Here is an 18,504-nt window from a genome sequence, read left to right on the forward strand (position 1 = left end):
TGCCAACCCTGGAGCTTGTCATCTTTTTATGGAGGAAACATGCGCCTGCCCATTATTCTGGATACCGATCCGGGTATCGACGATGCCGCCGCCATCGCCGCCGCCCTGTTTGCCCCGCAGCTTGACCTGCAACTGATGACCACCGTCGCGGGGAATGTCTCCGTAGAGAAAACCACCCGCAACGCGCTGCAACTGCTGCATTTCTGGAACGTGGATATCCCGCTGGCGCAGGGGGCCGCCACGCCGCTGTTGCGCCCGTTGCGCGATGCTGCTTACGTCCACGGCGAGTCGGGCATGGAAGGCTATGACTTTGTCGCCCATGATTGCCAGCCACTGGCAAAACCGGCCTTTATCGCCATTCGGGATGCCCTGATGAGCGCCCCGGAACCCGTCACGCTGGTCGCGATCGGCCCGTTGACCAATATTGCGCTGCTGCTGACTCACTACCCGGAATGCGCTTTTAACATTCGTCGTCTGGTGATCATGGGCGGCTCTGCGGGGCGGGGGAACTTTACGCCGAACGCCGAATTCAATATTGCCGTCGACCCGGAAGCCGCTTCCCGCGTTTTCCAGAGTGGGGTAGAGATTGTGATGTGCGGGCTGGATGTGACCAACCAGGCCCTGCTGGCGCCGGATTATCTGGCAAAACTGCCCGAACTTAACCGGACGGGAAAAATGCTGCATGCGTTGTTTAGCCACTACCGCAGCGGCAGCATGAACACCGGGCTGCGTATGCACGATCTCTGCGCCATCGCCTGGCTGGTTCGCCCGGATCTGTTCACCGTTAAACCCTGTTTTGTCGCGGTAGAGACGCAGGGGGAATACACCGCAGGCACAACGGTTGTTGATATTGAAGGCCGGCTGGGTAAAAGCCCTAACGTGCAGGTGGCGCTGGAGATAGATGTGGCTGGCTTCCAGCAGTGGGTCGCCGACGTGCTGGCGCTGGCGCCCTAGGCTAGGATTTTAGTTGTTGGCTAAGGTAATCAATCATGGCCCGTATTTTGAGAGGCATATGCTTGTTTCCAGCCCACAAAAGCCATAGCTCGCCGGAGTAGTTGCTGATAAACGTCCACTCCGGCAACACCTGCATGATTTCGCCGTCTTGTAACGCTTCTCTGGCCGTGAATGCAGGGAGACTGCCAATTCCCAGATGGCGCTTTACTGCGTCCAGTCTTACACCCGTATGATTAGCCGCATAGCGCCCCGTTGTTTGAACGACTTCTGTCTTGCCTTGTTTACGAAATTTCCAGCGTGAGTCCGTTGGCGTCTCTCCGAGGCTAATGCAACTGTGCTGACGTAAATCTTCCGGGTGCGTCGGTGTCCCCTGCTTTTGCAGATACTCTGGTGTGGCGCAGAGGATGTGGGTGATTGGCATTAACGGCTTGCCATGCAACCCGGGCGAGGGGGTATTGGTGATTTGCAGCGCCAGATCGACACCATCATCAATGAGATCCATATAGCGGTCTTCGAGCCTCAGGCAAACATCAACCAGGGGAAAACGTTCAAGAAATTGCGGGATCAGTGGATGAATAACGAAGCGTCCGACGGCTTTGGGTACGCTGAGCGTAATCTTTCCCTGAGGAACGTGTTGTACGCTTCCCCCGGAATCAATGGCCTGTCGCGCTGCTTCCAGCATCATTTTTGCATGTTCATACACCATCTTTCCTGTTTCACTTAATGCCAGCTTACGTGTTGAACGATGCAACAACTGGCTGCCCGTTTCGCGTTCAAGGCGTGAAACGCTGCGGCTCATGGCTGATGGGGTCACACCTGCTGCGCGCGCTGCGGCAGAAAAGCTACCGTGATCAACAATCAACACAAAAGTGGCCAGATCGGGAAGGAGTGTCAAATTCATTTGTGTTTCTCAGGCAAAGATTCATTGCCGGGCAGGCGGATTATCTGCTCCGGGATAAATAATATACTGCCCTTCACGACAGGAGGACATATGACAGAACGTCTTTATTACAACACCGATGATACAGAAGGCATGGTATGTGTGACGGGGTGCTCTCCACAAATGGATGGCCTGTATGCCGTTACGCTCGATAAAACATTATTCCACCCTCAGGGAGGTGGACAACCCGCAGACAAAGGCTGGATTGCGGATATTCCAGTTTGCGGAATCATGTTACGTGATAATCAAATTATACATATTCTGCCGCAACCCGTTGCAGCGGGAGTGGTGCAGCTAAAAGTCGATGCACAGACACGTTTGCTCAACTCTCGTCTGCATTCAGCAGGCCATCTTATCGGGTGTGCGGGAGAAACATGGGGTTGGTCGCCAGTGAAAGCGCACCACTGGCCGGGTGAGGGGCGCATTACCTTTTCAGCAGGTGAACATGCTCGTCTTCCTGATGCTGAAAATCTGCTGGCGTGTATTGAGCAGTGGCAGGCGAAGGATTATGCCCGTCGAATTGAGTTTGACGGTGAGCGACGTAAAGTGGGGTTTGGCGAACTTCCGATGTACTTCTGTGGAGGAACACATGTCACTTCGCTCGGCCAACTTGGTCGTATAATGATCGGTGGGATCAAAATGAAGAAAGGGCAGCTCATCATTAACTATTCCATTGAATAGCGTCCATTTGCTCTTGATCGCAGGCCGAGTTGCCTGCGGCGTCCCGCTTTTCCCGCATATAGCTTTTACTGATATCTCTCCCTGTTTATCATTAAATTCTAATTATCGACGTTTTTGGCTAGCGGCGCGGCGTGGCGCTGGTTAATCTGAAAACGATTTACGCAAAATTAACAAAAGAGAATAGCTATGCATGATGCACAAATCCGCGTTGCCATCGCGGGAGCCGGGGGACGCATGGGACGTCAGCTGATTCAGGCCGCCCTGGGGATGGACGGCGTTCAACTCGGCGCGGCGCTGGAGCGGGAAGGTTCTTCATTACTGGGCAGCGATGCCGGTGAATTAGCAGGCGCAGGGAAAACGGGCGTCACCGTGCAAAGTAGCCTCGAAGCGGTAAAAGATGATTTTGACATCTTTATCGATTTCACTCGCCCGGAAGGGACGCTGGCGCACCTGGCGTTTTGCCGTCAGCACGGTAGAGGCATCGTCATTGGCACGACGGGATTTGATGACGCAGGCAAGCAGGCCATTCGCGATGCCGCGCAGGATATCGGCATTGTGTTCGCCGCCAACTTTAGCGTCGGTGTTAACGTCATGCTGAAGCTACTTGAGAAAGCGGCGAAAGTGATGGGCGACTATACCGATATTGAAATTATCGAAGCGCACCATCGCCATAAAGTGGATGCGCCGTCAGGCACCGCACTGGCGATGGGGGAAGCGATCGCCCACGCGCTGGACAAAGATCTGAAAGCGTGCGCGATATACAGTCGTGAAGGTTATACCGGCGAACGCGTGCCGGGCACCATCGGTTTTGCGACGGTTCGTGCCGGCGACATTGTGGGTGAACATACTGCGATGTTTGCTGATATTGGTGAACGTATTGAAATCACGCATAAGGCCTCCAGCCGTATGACGTTTGCGAATGGCGCGGTCAGATCGGCTATCTGGCTAAAATCAAAGCCAAATGGTCTTTTTGATATGCGAGATGTGCTGGATTTAAACAATTTATAGCTGGTTTTTACCCTTCGTGATGTGGTTATGGTAATCATAATTTGTTGATTACATAGGGCAATAATTTATTGCCCTATTATTTTTAGCATTATCTTTCTGTTTTTTATTTAAACTCGTGAATTTATCTGTTTTCTTCTGTTTATTTGTTGCTTTTATGTGAATTTTGACCAAATGGTCCACTTTTTCCTTCTCACTGGTTTCATAATGCATTCTTTCAGCCACGCAAGCGTTTTCCAGGACAAGTTAGCTGATCTTTTTGCCTGTTAAATCAGAACATCCTTGCCTGAGTCGTAAAACAATACAAAAAATACCGCCTTTAAGTTGACTTTTACCCGCCTTATCTTCAGAATGCCGCCGTTTGCCAGAAATCCACGGGTAAGCAGATTTGCATTGATTCAGGTTATACAAATGAATTAATATGCAAATAAAGTGAGTGAATATTCTCTGGAGGGTGTTTTGATTAAGTCAGCGCTATTGGTTCTGGAAGACGGAACCCAGTTTCACGGTCGGGCCATAGGGGCAACAGGTTCGGCGGTTGGGGAAGTCGTTTTCAATACTTCAATGACCGGTTATCAAGAAATCCTCACTGATCCTTCCTATTCCCGCCAAATTGTCACTCTTACTTATCCTCATATCGGTAATGTCGGCACCAATGAAGCCGATGAAGAATCCTCTCAGGTTCATGCGCAAGGTCTGGTCATTCGCGATCTGCCGCTGATTGCCAGCAACTTCCGCAATACTGAAGACCTCTCTTCTTACCTGAAACGCCATAACATCGTGGCGATTGCCGATATTGATACCCGTAAGCTGACGCGCCTGCTGCGTGAGAAGGGCGCACAGAACGGCTGCATTATTGCGGGTGATAACCCGGATGCGGCACTGGCGCTGGAGAAAGCGAAAGCCTTCCCGGGCCTCAACGGAATGGATCTGGCGAAAGAAGTGACCACCGCTGAATCCTATAGCTGGACGCAGGGAAGCTGGACGCTTGCAGACGACCTGCCGGAAGCCAAATCAGAAACTGACCTGCCGTTCCACGTTGTGGCTTACGACTACGGCGCGAAACGCAACATCCTGCGTATGCTGGTGGACAGAGGCTGCCGCCTGACGGTGGTTCCGGCGAAGACCTCCGCCGAAGAGGTGCTGAAGATGAACCCGGACGGTATCTTCCTCTCTAACGGCCCTGGCGATCCGGCGCCGTGCGACTACGCTATCGAGGCGATTCAGGCATTCCTCGAAACCGATATTCCGGTTTTCGGCATCTGCCTCGGCCATCAGCTGCTGGCGCTGGCGAGCGGCGCGAAAACCATCAAGATGAAGTTCGGCCACCACGGCGGTAACCATCCGGTAAAAGATATCGATAACAATACCGTGATGATTACGGCGCAGAACCACGGTTTTGCGGTGGATGAGGCTTCTATGCCTGCAAATCTGCGAGTGACGCACAAATCGCTGTTCGACGGCACTCTGCAAGGGATTCATCGTACCGATAAACCGGCGTTCAGCTTCCAGGGGCACCCTGAGGCGAGCCCTGGCCCGCATGATGCCGCGCCATTGTTCGACCACTTTATCGAGTTAATTGAGCAGTACCGTCAGTCCGCGAAATAATCAGGAGTAAACAGAGCCATGCCAAAACGTACAGACATAAAAAGTATCCTGATTCTGGGTGCGGGCCCGATTGTTATCGGCCAGGCGTGTGAGTTTGACTACTCTGGCGCCCAGGCGTGTAAAGCGCTGCGTGAAGAAGGTTATCGCGTCATCCTGGTGAACTCTAACCCCGCGACCATCATGACCGACCCGGAAATGGCCGATGCGACCTACATCGAGCCGATTCACTGGGAAGTGGTGCGTAAAATTATTGAGAAAGAGCGCCCGGATGCGGTGCTGCCGACGATGGGCGGCCAGACGGCGCTGAACTGCGCGCTGGAGCTGGAGCGTCAGGGCGTGCTGGCTGAGTTCGGCGTGACCATGATTGGCGCCACTGCCGATGCGATTGATAAAGCCGAAGACCGCCGCCGTTTCGACGTGGCGATGAAGAAAATCGGCCTCGACACTGCCCGCTCCGGTATTGCGCATACGATGGAAGAGGCGCTGGCTGTTGCTGCTGACGTCGGTTATCCGTGCATTATCCGTCCATCCTTTACGATGGGCGGCACCGGCGGCGGTATTGCCTACAACCGCGAAGAGTTCGAAGAAATTTGCGCGCGCGGTCTGGATCTCTCCCCAACCAACGAACTGCTGATAGATGAGTCGCTGATTGGCTGGAAAGAGTACGAAATGGAAGTGGTGCGTGATAAGAACGACAACTGCATTATCGTCTGCTCCATTGAGAACTTTGACGCGATGGGCATCCACACCGGTGATTCCATCACGGTGGCTCCGGCGCAAACGCTGACGGACAAAGAGTACCAAATCATGCGTAACGCCTCGATGGCGGTACTGCGTGAAATCGGCGTGGAAACCGGCGGTTCCAACGTTCAGTTTGCGGTGAACCCGAAAAACGGTCGTCTGATTGTTATCGAAATGAACCCGCGCGTCTCCCGCTCTTCGGCGCTGGCGTCAAAAGCCACCGGCTTCCCGATTGCTAAAGTGGCGGCAAAACTGGCGGTGGGTTACACCCTCGACGAACTGATGAACGACATCACCGGTGGCCGTACCCCGGCATCGTTCGAACCGTCCATCGACTACGTTGTCACCAAAATTCCTCGCTTCAACTTTGAAAAATTCGCGGGCAGCAACGACCGTCTCACCACCCAGATGAAATCCGTCGGCGAAGTGATGGCGATTGGCCGCACTCAGCAGGAATCCTTACAGAAAGCGCTGCGCGGTCTGGAAGTAGGCGCCGCCGGTTTTGACCCGAAAGTCAGTCTGGATGACCCGGAAGCGCTGACCAAAATTCGTCGCGAGCTGAAAGATGCGGGCGCCGAGCGTATCTGGTACATCGCTGATGCGTTCCGCGCGGGGCTGTCTGTCGATGGCGTCTTTAACCTGACCAACATCGACCGCTGGTTCCTGGTGCAGATTGAGGAACTGGTTCGTCTGGAAGAGAAAGTGGCAGAGCTTGGCATCACCGGTCTTGACGCTGACTTCCTGCGGATGCTGAAGCGCAAAGGCTTTGCCGATGCGCGTCTGGCTAAACTGGCGGGCGTGCGCGAAGCGGAAGTGCGCAAATTGCGCGACCAGTTCAACCTGCACCCGGTTTACAAGCGCGTGGATACCTGTGCAGCGGAATTTGCTACCGACACCGCCTACATGTACTCCACTTATGAAGATGAGTGCGAAGCGAATCCGAACCAGGACCGCGACAAAATCATGGTGCTCGGCGGCGGCCCGAACCGTATCGGCCAGGGGATTGAATTTGACTACTGCTGCGTACACGCCTCGCTGGCGCTGCGCGAAGACGGTTACGAGACCATTATGGTCAACTGTAACCCGGAAACGGTCTCCACCGACTACGACACTTCCGACCGCCTGTACTTCGAGCCGGTCACGCTGGAAGATGTGCTGGAAATCGTGCGCGTCGAGAAACCGAAAGGCGTCATCGTACAGTACGGCGGCCAGACTCCGCTGAAACTGGCGCGCGCGCTGGAAGCGGCAGGCGTGCCGGTTATCGGCACCAGCCCGGATGCGATTGACCGCGCGGAAGACCGTGAGCGCTTCCAGCAGGCGGTTGACCGTCTGAAACTGAAACAGCCTGCTAACGCCACCGTGACGGCGATTGAACAGGCCGTTGAGAAGGCAAAAGAGATTGGCTATCCGCTGGTGGTTCGCCCGTCCTACGTGCTGGGCGGCCGCGCGATGGAAATCGTTTACGACGAAGCTGACCTGCGTCGTTACTTCCAGACCGCAGTCAGCGTCTCTAACGATGCGCCGGTACTGCTGGACCGCTTCCTTGATGACGCGGTGGAAGTGGATGTGGATGCTATCTGCGACGGCGAAATGGTGCTGATTGGCGGCATCATGGAACACATCGAACAGGCGGGCGTGCACTCCGGTGACTCCGCATGTTCTCTGCCGGCCTACACGTTAAGCAAAGAGATTCAGGACGTGATGCGCCAGCAGGTGCAGAAGCTGGCCTTTGAGTTGCAGGTGCGTGGTCTGATGAACGTGCAGTTCGCGGTGAAAGACAACGAAGTCTACCTGATTGAAGTGAACCCGCGTGCGGCGCGTACCGTACCGTTCGTCTCCAAAGCGACCGGCTTACCGCTGGCGAAAGTGGCGGCGCGCGTGATGGCGGGCAAATCGCTGACCGAGCAGGGCGTGACGAAAGAAATCATCCCGCCGTACTACTCGGTGAAAGAAGTGGTGCTGCCGTTCAACAAATTCCCGGGCGTTGACCCGCTGTTAGGGCCAGAAATGCGCTCTACCGGGGAAGTGATGGGCGTTGGCCGCACCTTCGCTGAAGCGTTCGCCAAAGCGCAGCTTGGCAGCAGCTCGACGATGAAGAAATCGGGCCGTGCGCTGCTCTCCGTTCGTGAAGGCGACAAAGAACGTGTGGTGGACCTGGCGGCGAAGCTGCTGAAACAGGGCTTCGAACTGGATGCGACTCACGGTACGGCGATTGTGCTGGGTGAGGCGGGTATCAATCCGCGTCTGGTCAACAAGGTGCACGAAGGTCGTCCGCACATTCAGGACCGTATCAAGAATGGCGAATACACCTACATCATCAACACCACCGCAGGTCGTCAGGCGATTGAGGACTCTAAACTGATTCGCCGCAGCGCGTTGCAGTATAAAGTGCATTACGACACGACCCTGAACGGCGGCTTCGCCACGACGATGGCGCTGAACGCCGATGCGACTGAAAAGGTGATCTCCGTACAGGAAATGCACGCGCAAATTACGAAGTAAGCGGCAGACGCATTTATCTGGTGATATAAAAAGGTTCCTGCAAAGGAACCTTTTTTTACGCCATAAGGTCATTCCTGGTCACATACGCTTCTTTGATGTGGTTTTCAATGTAACAAGCACGATTTCGCTCACACTAATCAACAATTAAGTCGCATACTATCCCCTATATCCACAATTTATTTATGGTTAATGGCATTATTTATATTCAGGCCATAACGAACCGTAGCAAGATTTTTAATTTGTAAAATGGTGTGCTTATGAGTGAAAAATATGTTGAGAAACCACTTTATTTGTTAATTGCTGATTGGGTAATGGCAGAAAACCGGTGGGTGAGCGCCAAAGAGATCGCGAAGCAATTTAATATGGATTATTGCAAAGCGATTAATACAGTTTCATATATTCTTTCTGAAGTGGGGGAAATAGAGTGCGAGACCAGGACGATCCCTAATCAGCTGGAAGGGCGAGGATGCCAGTGCCAGCGTCTGGTGCGTATTAAGCGTATTGACGCGCAGCTCTATGCGCGTTTGGGTCATAGCGCGCAGGAGAAGATGGTAAAAGCGGAGAGAACCCCGCGAATGCCGGTTCCGCCCGCAGAGCTAAACCGCGAGCAGAAATGGCAGATGATGCTATCAAAAAGTATGCGTCGGTAATGTCGGTGTGCCGGATGACGGCGTAATGCCTTATCCGGCCTGCAACGGCGTGTTGACCCGTAGGCCGGATAAGCGTTAGCGCCATCCGGCACAAAGCGCTACGCCGATTTTGGCTTCACCTCCGTCGTGCCTTTCAGGCGCGGCCGGTTCTTTTCGACCTGGGCTAAGGGTTGCGTTTCACATAGCGATGCCCGACAGCGTACCGCGAGATCCTGATATTCCTGCGTGTTGAGCCGTTTCCAGTGCAGCTCTTCATCCGTGATATCACGTTTGACGCGTGCAGGCGCGCCAACCAGCAGCTGCCTGGGCGCGCCGACAAAACCTGCTTTTACAAAACTCATGGCGGCAACGATACTCTCTTCGCCGATGATTGCGCCATCCATGATTACGCTGTTCATGCCCACCAACGCATCACGACCAATCACGCAGCCGTGAAGGATTGCGCCGTGCCCGATATGCCCGTTTTCATGCACGATGGTGTCGGTATCGCAATAACCGTGCATGATGCAGCCATCCTGAAGGTTAGCGCCCGCCTCAAGAATCAGACGCCCATAGTCGCCGCGCAGCGATGCAAGCGGGCCGATATAGACGCCGGCACCGACGATGACATCGCCAATCAACACGGCGCTGGGATGCACGTACGCCTCTGGATGTACTACCGGAATCAGGCCTTCAAAGGCGTAATAGCTCATGGTTATTCCTCCGTGATTGTTGTCGGATGGCGGCTGCGCCTTATCCGACCTACGGCAGTAGGCGGATAAGCGTTAGTGTCATCCGGCAGAGCGGCGCTAGCGGCCTTTCCAGACCGGATCGCGTTTTTCGGCAAACGCCTGCGGGCCTTCGATCGCATCTTCAGAGTGCAGTACCGACGGGTAGTGCTTCAATGCGCCGCTGCGAATGTAGCGATAACCTTCTTCCACCGGCATTTCGCTGGTTGCGCGGTAGATCTCTTTGAGGGCGGCGATCGCCAACGGCGCGCTGTTCACCAGCTGTTGCGCCAGTTCGCGGGCGCTGTCCATTAACGCTTGCTGGCTGACAACCCGGTTCACAATTCCCCAGCGCAAGGCTTCTTCTGCGTCCATTCGTCTGCCGGTCATCAGCATTTCGTTGACGATAGCAGGCGGCAACAGCTTAGGCAGGCGCAGCACGCCGCCGCTGTCAGGCACAATGCCGAGCTTTGCTTCAGGCAGCGCGAAACTGGCGTTATCGGCGCAGACGATAAAATCCGCCGCCAGCGCCAGTTCGAACCCGCCGCCGAAGGCATAGCCGTTAACGGCGGCAATCACCGGTTTATCCAGGTCAAAGATCTCGGTTAAACCGGCAAACCCGCCGGGGCCAAAATCGGCGTCCGGGGCTTCGCCTTCGGCCGCCGCTTTTAAATCCCAGCCTGCGGAGAAGAATTTTTCGCCGCCACCGGTGATGATCGCCACACGCAATTCGGGATCGTCACGGAAATTGAGAAAAACTTCGCCCATCTCAAAACTGGTTTTTGCGTCTATTGCATTCGCTTTCGGGCGATCCAGCGTAATTTCCAGAATCGGGCCGTGACGGGTCAAATGTAATGATTCACTCATATCTTCACTCCATTATTTAAAATCGGACGGGTAAGAATGCTTATTTCAGGTTCTTTTTAATTATTTTTCCTGAACAGTTTCGGGGCAGATCATTTCTTATCTCAAGAAAAGAGGGGACTTTGAATTTCGCCATATTCTGTTCACAGAAAGCGAAAAACTCCTCTTCCGTTAATGTTTCACCTTCATTAAGCACCACAAAGGCTTTAATGGCTTCATCGCGGATCGAATCGTGAATACCAATAACGACGATGTCCTGAATTTTGGGATGAGCCGAAATAATGTTTTCCAGTTCGACGCAGGAGACATTTTCGCCGCCGCGCTTAATCATGTTGCAACGCCTGTCAACGAAATAGAAAAATCCCTCCTCATCCCGATAGCCGGAATCACCGGTATGCAGCCAGCCGTTGGCTTCCAGCGCTTTGGCGGTGGCTTCCGGCCTGGCGTAATACTCTTTAAAGAGGGTTTTTCCCGGCACGCCTTTAATACAGATTTCACCGATTTCTCCGGCGGGCAGCGAGCGGTTCTGCTCATCGCGGATGTCCGCCTCATAGCAAAATCCAGGGCGACCAATAGATGGCCAGCGCCGTTTATCGCCGGGACGATCGCCAATAATGCCGACAATGGTTTCCGTCATCCCGTAAGAGGTCAGCAGTCGGACGCCGAAACGTGCAATAAAAGCGTCTTTTTCCTGCACGGAAAGGTTGAGATAGAACATCACTTCGCGCAGACAATGCTGCCTCTCTTCCGGGGAAGCGGGCTGCACCATCAGCGTCCTGATCATCATCGGAATACATTCCGTGACGGTGGCACGATACTTTCGTACCTGTCCCCAGAACGCGCGGGCGCTGTATTTTTCGATCAGCACAAAGGTGCTGCCTGCGGAGAATGCCGCCATTGCCGCAGTACACTGACAGTCAATATGAAAGGCGGGCATCACCGTCAGATAGACGTCATCTTCACGCAGCGCACACTGCCAGGAGGAGTAGTAACCCGCAAAACGCAGGTTGTAATGGGTAATGACCACGCCTTTGGGCCGCGAGGTGGTGCCAGAAGTAAACAGAATCTCCGCCGTGTCGTCAGTGGATAACGGCGGCGCATAGCACAATGTAGCAGGCTGCTGGTCTTTCAATTGAGAAAAATGGCTAACGTTATCTTCAACGGGCGCATTTTCGCCAATCAGACAGATATGATTGAGCAGGGTATCGTCCTCAAGCAGTATCTGGCGATACATCGGATAAAATTCAGCGCTGGTGACGATGAGCTGCGCGCGGCTGTTTTGTAAAATCCAGGCGCTCTCTTCGCGCAGGAGCCTGGCATTGATCGGCACCATGATGGCGCCAATTTTGGCCAGACCAAACCAGCAGAAAAAGAACTCCGGGCAGTTATCCAGATGCAGCGCGACGTTATCGCCTTTCTGAATGCCTGAGGCGAGGAAAAGGTTCGCCGTGCGGTTGATCTCCTCATTCAGCGACGCGTAGCTGAATTGCCGGACAACGCCTTCGCTGGATTCAAAAATAAGCGCCGTTTTATTTCCGTATACCTCGGCCAGGTCGTCCCACATCTGACGTAAGTTTTGTCCGCCAACGATATCCATTGCACTGTTATCCGTTCGAAAATAGGCATGCGCGCTAACCGGATAAACCGGTTAGCGCTTTGCGTTTAATCCTCAACTTTGGCCAGACCCTTGCTGACCAGTTCCTGTATATCTGCTTCGTTGTAACCGATGTTTTTTAGAATGGCGGCGGTGTCCATGCCATGCGACGGCATGCCACGCCAGATTTTCCCTGGGTTGTTTTTGAATTTCGGCATGATGTTTGGCCCTTTACAGGTGCGGCCATCCATCGTGTGCCACTCGGTAATGGATTCGCGGGCGACGTACTGCGGGTTGCTTTCCAGTTCTGGAATGGTCAGCACTTTCGCGCAGGCGATATTCAGCTCGGCGAAACGCGCCTGCACGTCGGCGATGGAACGGGTCGCCAGCCACGCATCCAGTTTTTCCTCGACTAACGGCCCGTAAGGGCACTCAACGCGATGGATAAGCTGGGTGCCTTCCGGCACCTCTGGCGTACCCAGAATGTGCGCCAGGCCGATATCCTTAAAGCACTCGTTGATCTGCGTAATGCCGACCAGCTCCATCACGATGTAACCGTCTGCGCATTTATACAGCCCGCATCCGGCGTAGTAGGGGTCTTTGCCTTTGGTCATGCGCGGGCAAATTTCGCCGCCGTTGAAGTAATCCATCATGAAGTACTGACCCATGCGCAGCATTACTTCATACATCGCCACATCAATGCTTTCGCCTTTGCCGGTTTCACGCACTCTGTGCAAAGCCGCCAGCGCGGCGGTGGTGGCGGTCATCCCGGAAAAATAGTCCGCCGTATACGGGAATGCGGGCATGGGTTGATCGACATCGCCGTTCTGAATCAGGTAACCGCTAAAGGCCTGGGCGATGGTGTTGTAAGCCGGGAGGTTGGTGTACTCCTCCGTGCCGTACTGACCGAAACCGGAAAGGTGGGCGATCACCAGTTTGGGGTTGTGTTCCCACAGCACGTCATCGGTAATTCCGCGACGGGCAAACGCCGGGCCTTTGCTGGCTTCGATGAAGATGTCAGTGGTTTCCATGAGTTTCAGAAACGCTTCCCGACCTTCATCTTTGAAGATGTTAAGGGAGAGAGCATGCAAGTTTCGGCGTGAAAGCTGCGGATAGTTCGGCTGGACGCGAATGGTATCGGCCCAGGCGACGTTTTCAATCCAGATCACTTCCGCGCCCCATTCTGCGAACATTTGTCCGGCGAACGGCCCGGCGATTTCAATCCCGGAGAACACGACCCGCAATCCGGCGAGCGGCCCGAAAGTGGGCATCGGTAAACGGTTCATAAATAAATTCCTGCATTTTTTGTAGGCCCGGTAAGCGCAGCGCCACCGGGCAATGTTTAACGGTATTGCTTCAGCACGGCGCGGCCGAGTGTCAGGATCTGCATTTCGTCAGAGCCGCCGGAGACGCGGTCAACGCGCAGGTCACGCCAGAAACGCGTAATGCGGTGGTTGCCCGCAATCCCGACGCCGCCCAATACCTGCATGGCGCTGTCTACCACGTCAAACGCGGCGTTGGCGCAGAAGTATTTACACATCGCGGCATCGCCCGAGGTGATGGTGCCGTTATCCGCTTTCCACGCGGCTTCCAGAAGCATGTTTTTCATGGAGTTTAATTTGATCGCCATATGCGCGAACTTCTCCTGAATCAGCTGGAAGCGGCCGATCGTCTCGCCAAACTGCACGCGCTGATTGGCGTAACGCGCAGCGTCTTCGAACGCGCACATCGCCGTACCGTAGTTGGTTAAAGCCACCAGGAAACGTTCGTGGTCGAACTCTTCTTTTACGCGGTTAAAGCCATTACCTTCCCGGCCGAACATGTCTTTTTCGTCCAGCTCAACATCGTCAAAATTGATTTCACAGCAGCTGTCCATGCGCAGGCCGAGCTTCTCAAGTTTGTTAACCTTGATGCCGGGTTTGCTCATATCGACAAACCATTCGGTATAAATCGGTTTGTCCGGGGAGGCGCCGTCCCGTGCCATCACCACGATGTAGGGGGTGTAGGCGCTACTGGTGATGAAACACTTGCTGCCGTTAAGATAAACCTTACCATTTTTACGGGTATAGGTAGTTTTTAAACTGCCAACATCCGATCCCGCTCCCGGTTCGGTGATCGCCGAGTTCCACATCTGCTTGCCGGTCCCCTGGAACGCCATGATTTTATCAATTTGCTCCTGGGTCCCTTCACGCAGGAAAGTGTTAAAACCTCCCGGCAATTGGTACAACACGTAAGTTGGCGCGCCCAGACGCCCCAGTTCCATCCATACGGCGGCAACGGTGACGAAACCGGCTTCCAGGCCGCCGTGTTCTTCCGGGATCAACAGGCTGTCGATGCCCATATCCGCCAGCGCTTTCACAAAACGTTCCGGGTAGACGCTGTCGCGATCGCACTCGGCAAAGTAGGCTTCCCAGTTCTCACTGGCCATCAGTTCACGAATACCGGCGACAAACAGTTCCTGCTCGTCATTCAAATTAAAATCCATCTTCCAGCCTCATTTGTAAGGAGTTTATTGAGTTTATTTATCTTTCCAGTGCACTTTGGCGTCTTTGATAAAGGAGAGCGTTACCATGATGTTGACGAAGAACAGCGGGCATCCTCCGGCGATAATCGCGGTTTGAATGGGTTTTAACCCGCCGAGCGCTAACAGGACGATGCCGATAACGCCAACCAGCACCGACCAGCCGATACGTACCAGCAGCGGCGGCTCTTCACCGTCGCGCACTTCGCGGCAGGTGGACATGGCCAGCGTGTAGGAGCAGGCGTTAATCAGCGTGACGGTAGCGATAAAGCAGAGGATGAAGAATCCCCACATCGTAGCCGTGCTGAATGGCAGTGCGGCCCAGGTTTCGATGATGGCGCGCGCCACGCCGTGCTGTTCGATAAGTTGTGGAATATTGAGGATATTTTTATCCATCAGCAGCAGGGTGTTGCTGCCAAGAACGGTCCACAGAATCCAGGTGGAGGCGGTCAGGCCGAGCACCATCCCAAAGCACAGTTCGCGCACGGTACGGCCGCGGGAAATACGCGCGAGGAAGATACTCATCTGGATGGCGTAAATGACCCACCATGCCCAGTAGAAAACGGTCCAGCCCTGCGGGAAGCCGCCTTTGCCGATCGCATCGGTGTAGAACAACATGCGTGGCAGATACATCAACAGCATACCGACGGAATCGGTGAAGTAGTTCATGATGAAGCTGGCGCCGCTGACGATAAACACCCAGCCGAGCATCAGGAAGCTGAGATAGCTACGCACGTCACTGGCGATTTTCACCCCTTTTTGCAGGCCGCAGGCCACGCAAATGGCGTTCAGAACGATCCAGCAGGTAATGATGATGGCGTCCAGTTCCAGCGTATGAGGGATGCCGAACAGATACTGCATACACTCTGTCACCAGCGGCGTCGCCAGACCGAGGCTGGTGCCCATCGCGAAGATCAGCGCCACCAGATAGAAGTTATCGACAATAGTACCGAATAACCCTTTCGCGTGTTTCTCGCCCACTAAAGGCACCAGCGTCGAGCTGGGACGAATCACGTCCATTTTGCGAACAAAAAAGAAGTAGGCGAACGCGACGGAGAGGAAGCTGTAAGTCGCCCACGGTAACGGCCCCCAGTGAAACAGGCTGTAGGCGAGGCCGATCTCTTTGGCGCCGTTGGAGCCAGGTGCCAGAGCAAAGGGCGGCGTCGAGATGTAATAATAAATTTCGATTGAGCCCCAGAACAGCACGGCGGCGGAAGTGCAGGAGGCGAACATCATGAAAATCCAGCTGGCGGTGCTGAATTCCGGCGGTTCATCACCTAATCTTTTTTTAGCGTAAGGGCCGAAGACCAGCCAGAACCAGCCAAAAAGCATCACCACCATGTACCATTCAAATGCCCAACCCCAGATATTTGTGACATAACTGAAGACGGCATTAATAACAATATTCGCAGCGTCGAGATCTCTGACGGTTAGCCAACAAAGTATCCCTACAATTATTAACGGCGGGAAAAAAACCTTAGGTTCAATCCCGGACTTTCTCTTTTCATTTTTCATGAGTCAATTCCAGTGTCAAAACGAAATTTATGTTACGTTCCCGTTTGTTATATTTTGTTTATTTTTCTTAGTAATAATCTGATGACAGTTAGACCTCAGAGTCGCTTTGGCGAGTAACTCATAATGGGTATTCATTTTGCGGTAATCCGTTATATGGATCACACTTTTTTGTCTGATGTTTTTGACCCTGATTTTCAAATAAAATAAATGTAAAACAATTAGATGCGTTGTATTTTGGTCAAATTGCGCGCATCTCTCATTCAATATTGGTGATCCATCAAACAATATTGAAAATTTTTATGTTCTACGGGTGCTGTTCAATATTAGTGAGGTGCTTAACAATATTGAAAGTTGTAAATATCAGCGTGTGACATTTTCAATATTGGTGATTAAAGTTTTATTTCCGAATTAAAGAGCGTGATATCTGTATTTAACACCGCCGATATGGATGACGTTTCCCTCATGATTTCTGGAGATGCAATGAAGATAATTACTTGTTACAAGTGCGTGCCTGATGAACAGGATATTGCGATCAATAATGCCGATGGTTCATTAGATATCAGCAAAGCGGATGCCAAAATCAGTCAGTACGATCTGAATGCGATTGAAGCTGCCTGCCAGTTAAAGCAGCAGGCAAGCGATGCCCAGGTGATTGCCATGAGCGTAGGCGGCAAGGCGCTGACCAACGCCAAAGGGCGTAAAGATGTGCTTTCCCGTGGGCCAGATGAACTGGTCGTGGTGATAGACGACCAGTTTGAACAGGCTTTGCCGCAACGCACCGCCGCAGCGCTTGCCGCCGCCGCGCAAAAATCGGGCTTTGATCTGATCGTTTGCGGCGACGGTTCCTCCGACCTTTATGCCCAGCAGGTCAGCCTGCTGGTGGGTGAAACGCTGAACATTCCGGCCATCAACGGCGTGAGCAAAATCCTCTCCCTGACGGAAAGTGCGCTTACCGTTGAGCGTGAACTGGAAGATGAAATTGAAACCCTGAGTATTCCCCTGCCTGCGGTGGTGGCGGTCTCCACAGACATTAACGCTCCGCAGATCCCGTCGATGAAAGCGATTCTGGGCGCGGCGAAAAAACCGGTGCAGGTCTGGTCTGCGGCGGATATTGGTTTCAGTGCGCCAGACGCGTACTCCGTCCAGAAGGTCGCCGCACCGAAACAACGTGAGCGTCAGCGCATCGTTATTGAAGGCGATGGTGAAGAACAGATCGCCGCGTTCGCCGAACATCTGCGCAAAATCATTTAATTACCGGGGGATATTATGAACACGTTTTCTCATGTCTGGGTATTCAGCGATACCCCTTCTCGTCTGCCGGAACTGATGAGCGGCGCACTGGCTTCAGGCGAGCAGATTCATGCGTTTGTGCAGCACGACGCCGAGGGCGAGACGGCACGCCAGCTGGGGGCGAATCACATCTGGCATTTACGCGGTAAACCGGACGACCGCATGGTGGAAGATTACGCCGGGGTGATGGCGCAGACGATTCGCCAGCAGGGGGATTCGGGTCTGGTGCTGCTGCCTAATACTCGCCGTGGCAAACTGCTGGCGGCAAAGCTGGGATTTCGTCTCGCGGCGGCCGTCTCTAACGACGCCAGTGCGGTAACGCAGCAGGAGGGCCATGCGACCGTCCGGCATATGGTCTACGGCGGGCTGGCGATTGGCGAAGAGACCATCACATCACCGTATGCGGTGATCACCGTCGGCAGCGGCACGTTCGAGGCGCAACAGGCGGACGCGTCCCGCCACGGCGAGTCGCATGACGTGCAGTGGCAGTCGCCAGATGTCGTCGTAACGCGCACCGCAACGCAGGCGCGCCAGAGCAACACGGTCGATCTTGATAAAGCGCGACTGGTGGTTAGCGTCGGGCGCGGCATCGGCAGCAAAGAGAATATCTCGCTGGCCCAGGCGCTGTGTCAGGCCATTGGCGCGGAACTGGCGTGTTCTCGTCCGGTGGCGGAAAACGAAAAATGGATGGAGCACGAGCGTTATGTCGGCATCTCCAACCTGATGCTTAAACCAGAGCTTTACCTCGCGGTGGGCATTTCCGGGCAGATCCAGCACATGGTGGGTGCGAACGGTTCACAAACCATCTGCGCCATCAACAAAGATAAAAATGCGCCGATATTTCAATACGCTGATTACGGCATTGTCGGCGATGTGATGAAGATTCTGCCTGCGCTTACGAGCGCTTTAGCACGCTGATCCACTCGGGCAGG

15 protein-coding genes are annotated in these 18,504 nt (G+C 53.9%); 8 read left to right on the forward strand and 7 right to left on the reverse strand.

What is annotated here, in order from left to right; all coding sequences use genetic code 11:
* The first annotated feature begins 39 nt into the window (after positions 1-39).
* The gene (gene rihC / locus OGX93_RS13365) at positions 40-954 is read left to right on the forward strand and encodes a ribonucleoside hydrolase RihC (protein WP_049010165.1); all 915 of its coding nucleotides are present in this window, start codon (positions 40-42) and stop codon (positions 952-954) included.
* 1 nt (position 955) lies between these two features.
* On the opposite strand, the gene OGX93_RS13370 is transcribed toward rihC, so the two are convergent.
* Positions 956-1,855: a LysR family transcriptional regulator gene (locus OGX93_RS13370; RefSeq protein WP_012134142.1), complete on the reverse strand. Its 900-nt coding sequence runs from the start codon at positions 1,853-1,855 to the stop codon at positions 956-958.
* A gap of 90 nt (positions 1,856-1,945) precedes the next feature.
* Here OGX93_RS13370 and OGX93_RS13375 point away from each other — a divergent pair, with 90 nt between their 5' ends.
* From OGX93_RS13375 to caiF, 5 genes are all read left to right on the forward strand, one after another.
* Complete coding sequence (locus OGX93_RS13375) at positions 1,946-2,575, forward strand: alanyl-tRNA editing protein (protein ID WP_058668551.1); 630 nt, start codon at positions 1,946-1,948, stop codon at positions 2,573-2,575.
* 186 nt (positions 2,576-2,761) lie between these two features.
* Entirely contained in the window at positions 2,762-3,583 is an 822-nt protein-coding gene (dapB, locus tag OGX93_RS13380; protein WP_214143633.1) for a 4-hydroxy-tetrahydrodipicolinate reductase, read from the forward strand.
* 456 nt (positions 3,584-4,039) lie between these two features.
* On the forward strand, positions 4,040-5,188 hold the full coding sequence (gene carA, locus OGX93_RS13385; RefSeq protein WP_024130719.1) for a glutamine-hydrolyzing carbamoyl-phosphate synthase small subunit: 1,149 nt from the start codon (positions 4,040-4,042) through the stop codon (positions 5,186-5,188).
* An 18-nt stretch (positions 5,189-5,206) separates the two neighbouring features.
* Positions 5,207-8,431: a carbamoyl-phosphate synthase large subunit gene (gene carB, locus OGX93_RS13390; RefSeq protein WP_012134136.1), complete on the forward strand. Its 3,225-nt coding sequence runs from the start codon at positions 5,207-5,209 to the stop codon at positions 8,429-8,431.
* A gap of 257 nt (positions 8,432-8,688) precedes the next feature.
* Positions 8,689-9,081, forward strand: a complete 393-nt coding sequence (gene caiF, locus OGX93_RS13395; RefSeq protein ID WP_012134135.1) for a carnitine metabolism transcriptional regulator CaiF — start codon at positions 8,689-8,691, stop codon at positions 9,079-9,081.
* A 98-nt stretch (positions 9,082-9,179) separates the two neighbouring features.
* On the opposite strand, the gene caiE is transcribed toward caiF, so the two are convergent.
* From caiE to caiT, 6 genes are all read right to left on the reverse strand, one after another.
* Positions 9,180-9,773, reverse strand: coding sequence for a carnitine operon protein CaiE (gene caiE, locus OGX93_RS13400; protein ID WP_286449872.1), 594 nt, complete (start codon positions 9,771-9,773; stop codon positions 9,180-9,182).
* A gap of 96 nt (positions 9,774-9,869) precedes the next feature.
* Positions 9,870-10,655: a crotonobetainyl-CoA hydratase gene (gene caiD, locus OGX93_RS13405; RefSeq protein WP_058668554.1), complete on the reverse strand. Its 786-nt coding sequence runs from the start codon at positions 10,653-10,655 to the stop codon at positions 9,870-9,872.
* A gap of 40 nt (positions 10,656-10,695) precedes the next feature.
* Complete coding sequence (gene caiC, locus OGX93_RS13410) at positions 10,696-12,249, reverse strand: crotonobetaine/carnitine-CoA ligase (RefSeq protein WP_058668555.1); 1,554 nt, start codon at positions 12,247-12,249, stop codon at positions 10,696-10,698.
* Positions 12,250-12,314: 65 nt separating this feature from the next.
* Positions 12,315-13,532: an L-carnitine CoA-transferase gene (caiB, locus tag OGX93_RS13415; protein WP_024130718.1), complete on the reverse strand. Its 1,218-nt coding sequence runs from the start codon at positions 13,530-13,532 to the stop codon at positions 12,315-12,317.
* Between the two features lie 56 nt (positions 13,533-13,588).
* Positions 13,589-14,731 carry a crotonobetainyl-CoA dehydrogenase gene (gene caiA / locus OGX93_RS13420; RefSeq protein ID WP_012134130.1) on the reverse strand — a complete coding sequence of 381 codons (1,143 nt, stop codon included), beginning with the start codon at positions 14,729-14,731 and terminating at the stop codon, positions 13,589-13,591.
* 33 nt (positions 14,732-14,764) lie between these two features.
* Positions 14,765-16,282, reverse strand: coding sequence for an L-carnitine/gamma-butyrobetaine antiporter (gene caiT, locus OGX93_RS13425; RefSeq protein ID WP_012134129.1), 1,518 nt, complete (start codon positions 16,280-16,282; stop codon positions 14,765-14,767).
* 480 nt (positions 16,283-16,762) lie between these two features.
* Between caiT and OGX93_RS13430 the strand changes: the two genes are divergently transcribed.
* Both OGX93_RS13430 and OGX93_RS13435 read left to right on the forward strand, forming a co-directional pair.
* Positions 16,763-17,533, forward strand: a complete 771-nt coding sequence (locus OGX93_RS13430) for an electron transfer flavoprotein FixA (RefSeq protein ID WP_049008001.1) — start codon at positions 16,763-16,765, stop codon at positions 17,531-17,533.
* Between the two features lie 15 nt (positions 17,534-17,548).
* Positions 17,549-18,490 carry an electron transfer flavoprotein subunit alpha/FixB family protein gene (locus OGX93_RS13435; protein ID WP_110494691.1) on the forward strand — a complete coding sequence of 314 codons (942 nt, stop codon included), beginning with the start codon at positions 17,549-17,551 and terminating at the stop codon, positions 18,488-18,490.
* The last annotated feature ends 14 nt before the right edge of the window (positions 18,491-18,504 follow it).

The sequence above is a fragment of the Citrobacter sp. CK195 genome (assembly GCF_030333365.1).
Lineage (GTDB): Bacteria > Pseudomonadota > Gammaproteobacteria > Enterobacterales > Enterobacteriaceae > Citrobacter_B > Citrobacter_B koseri.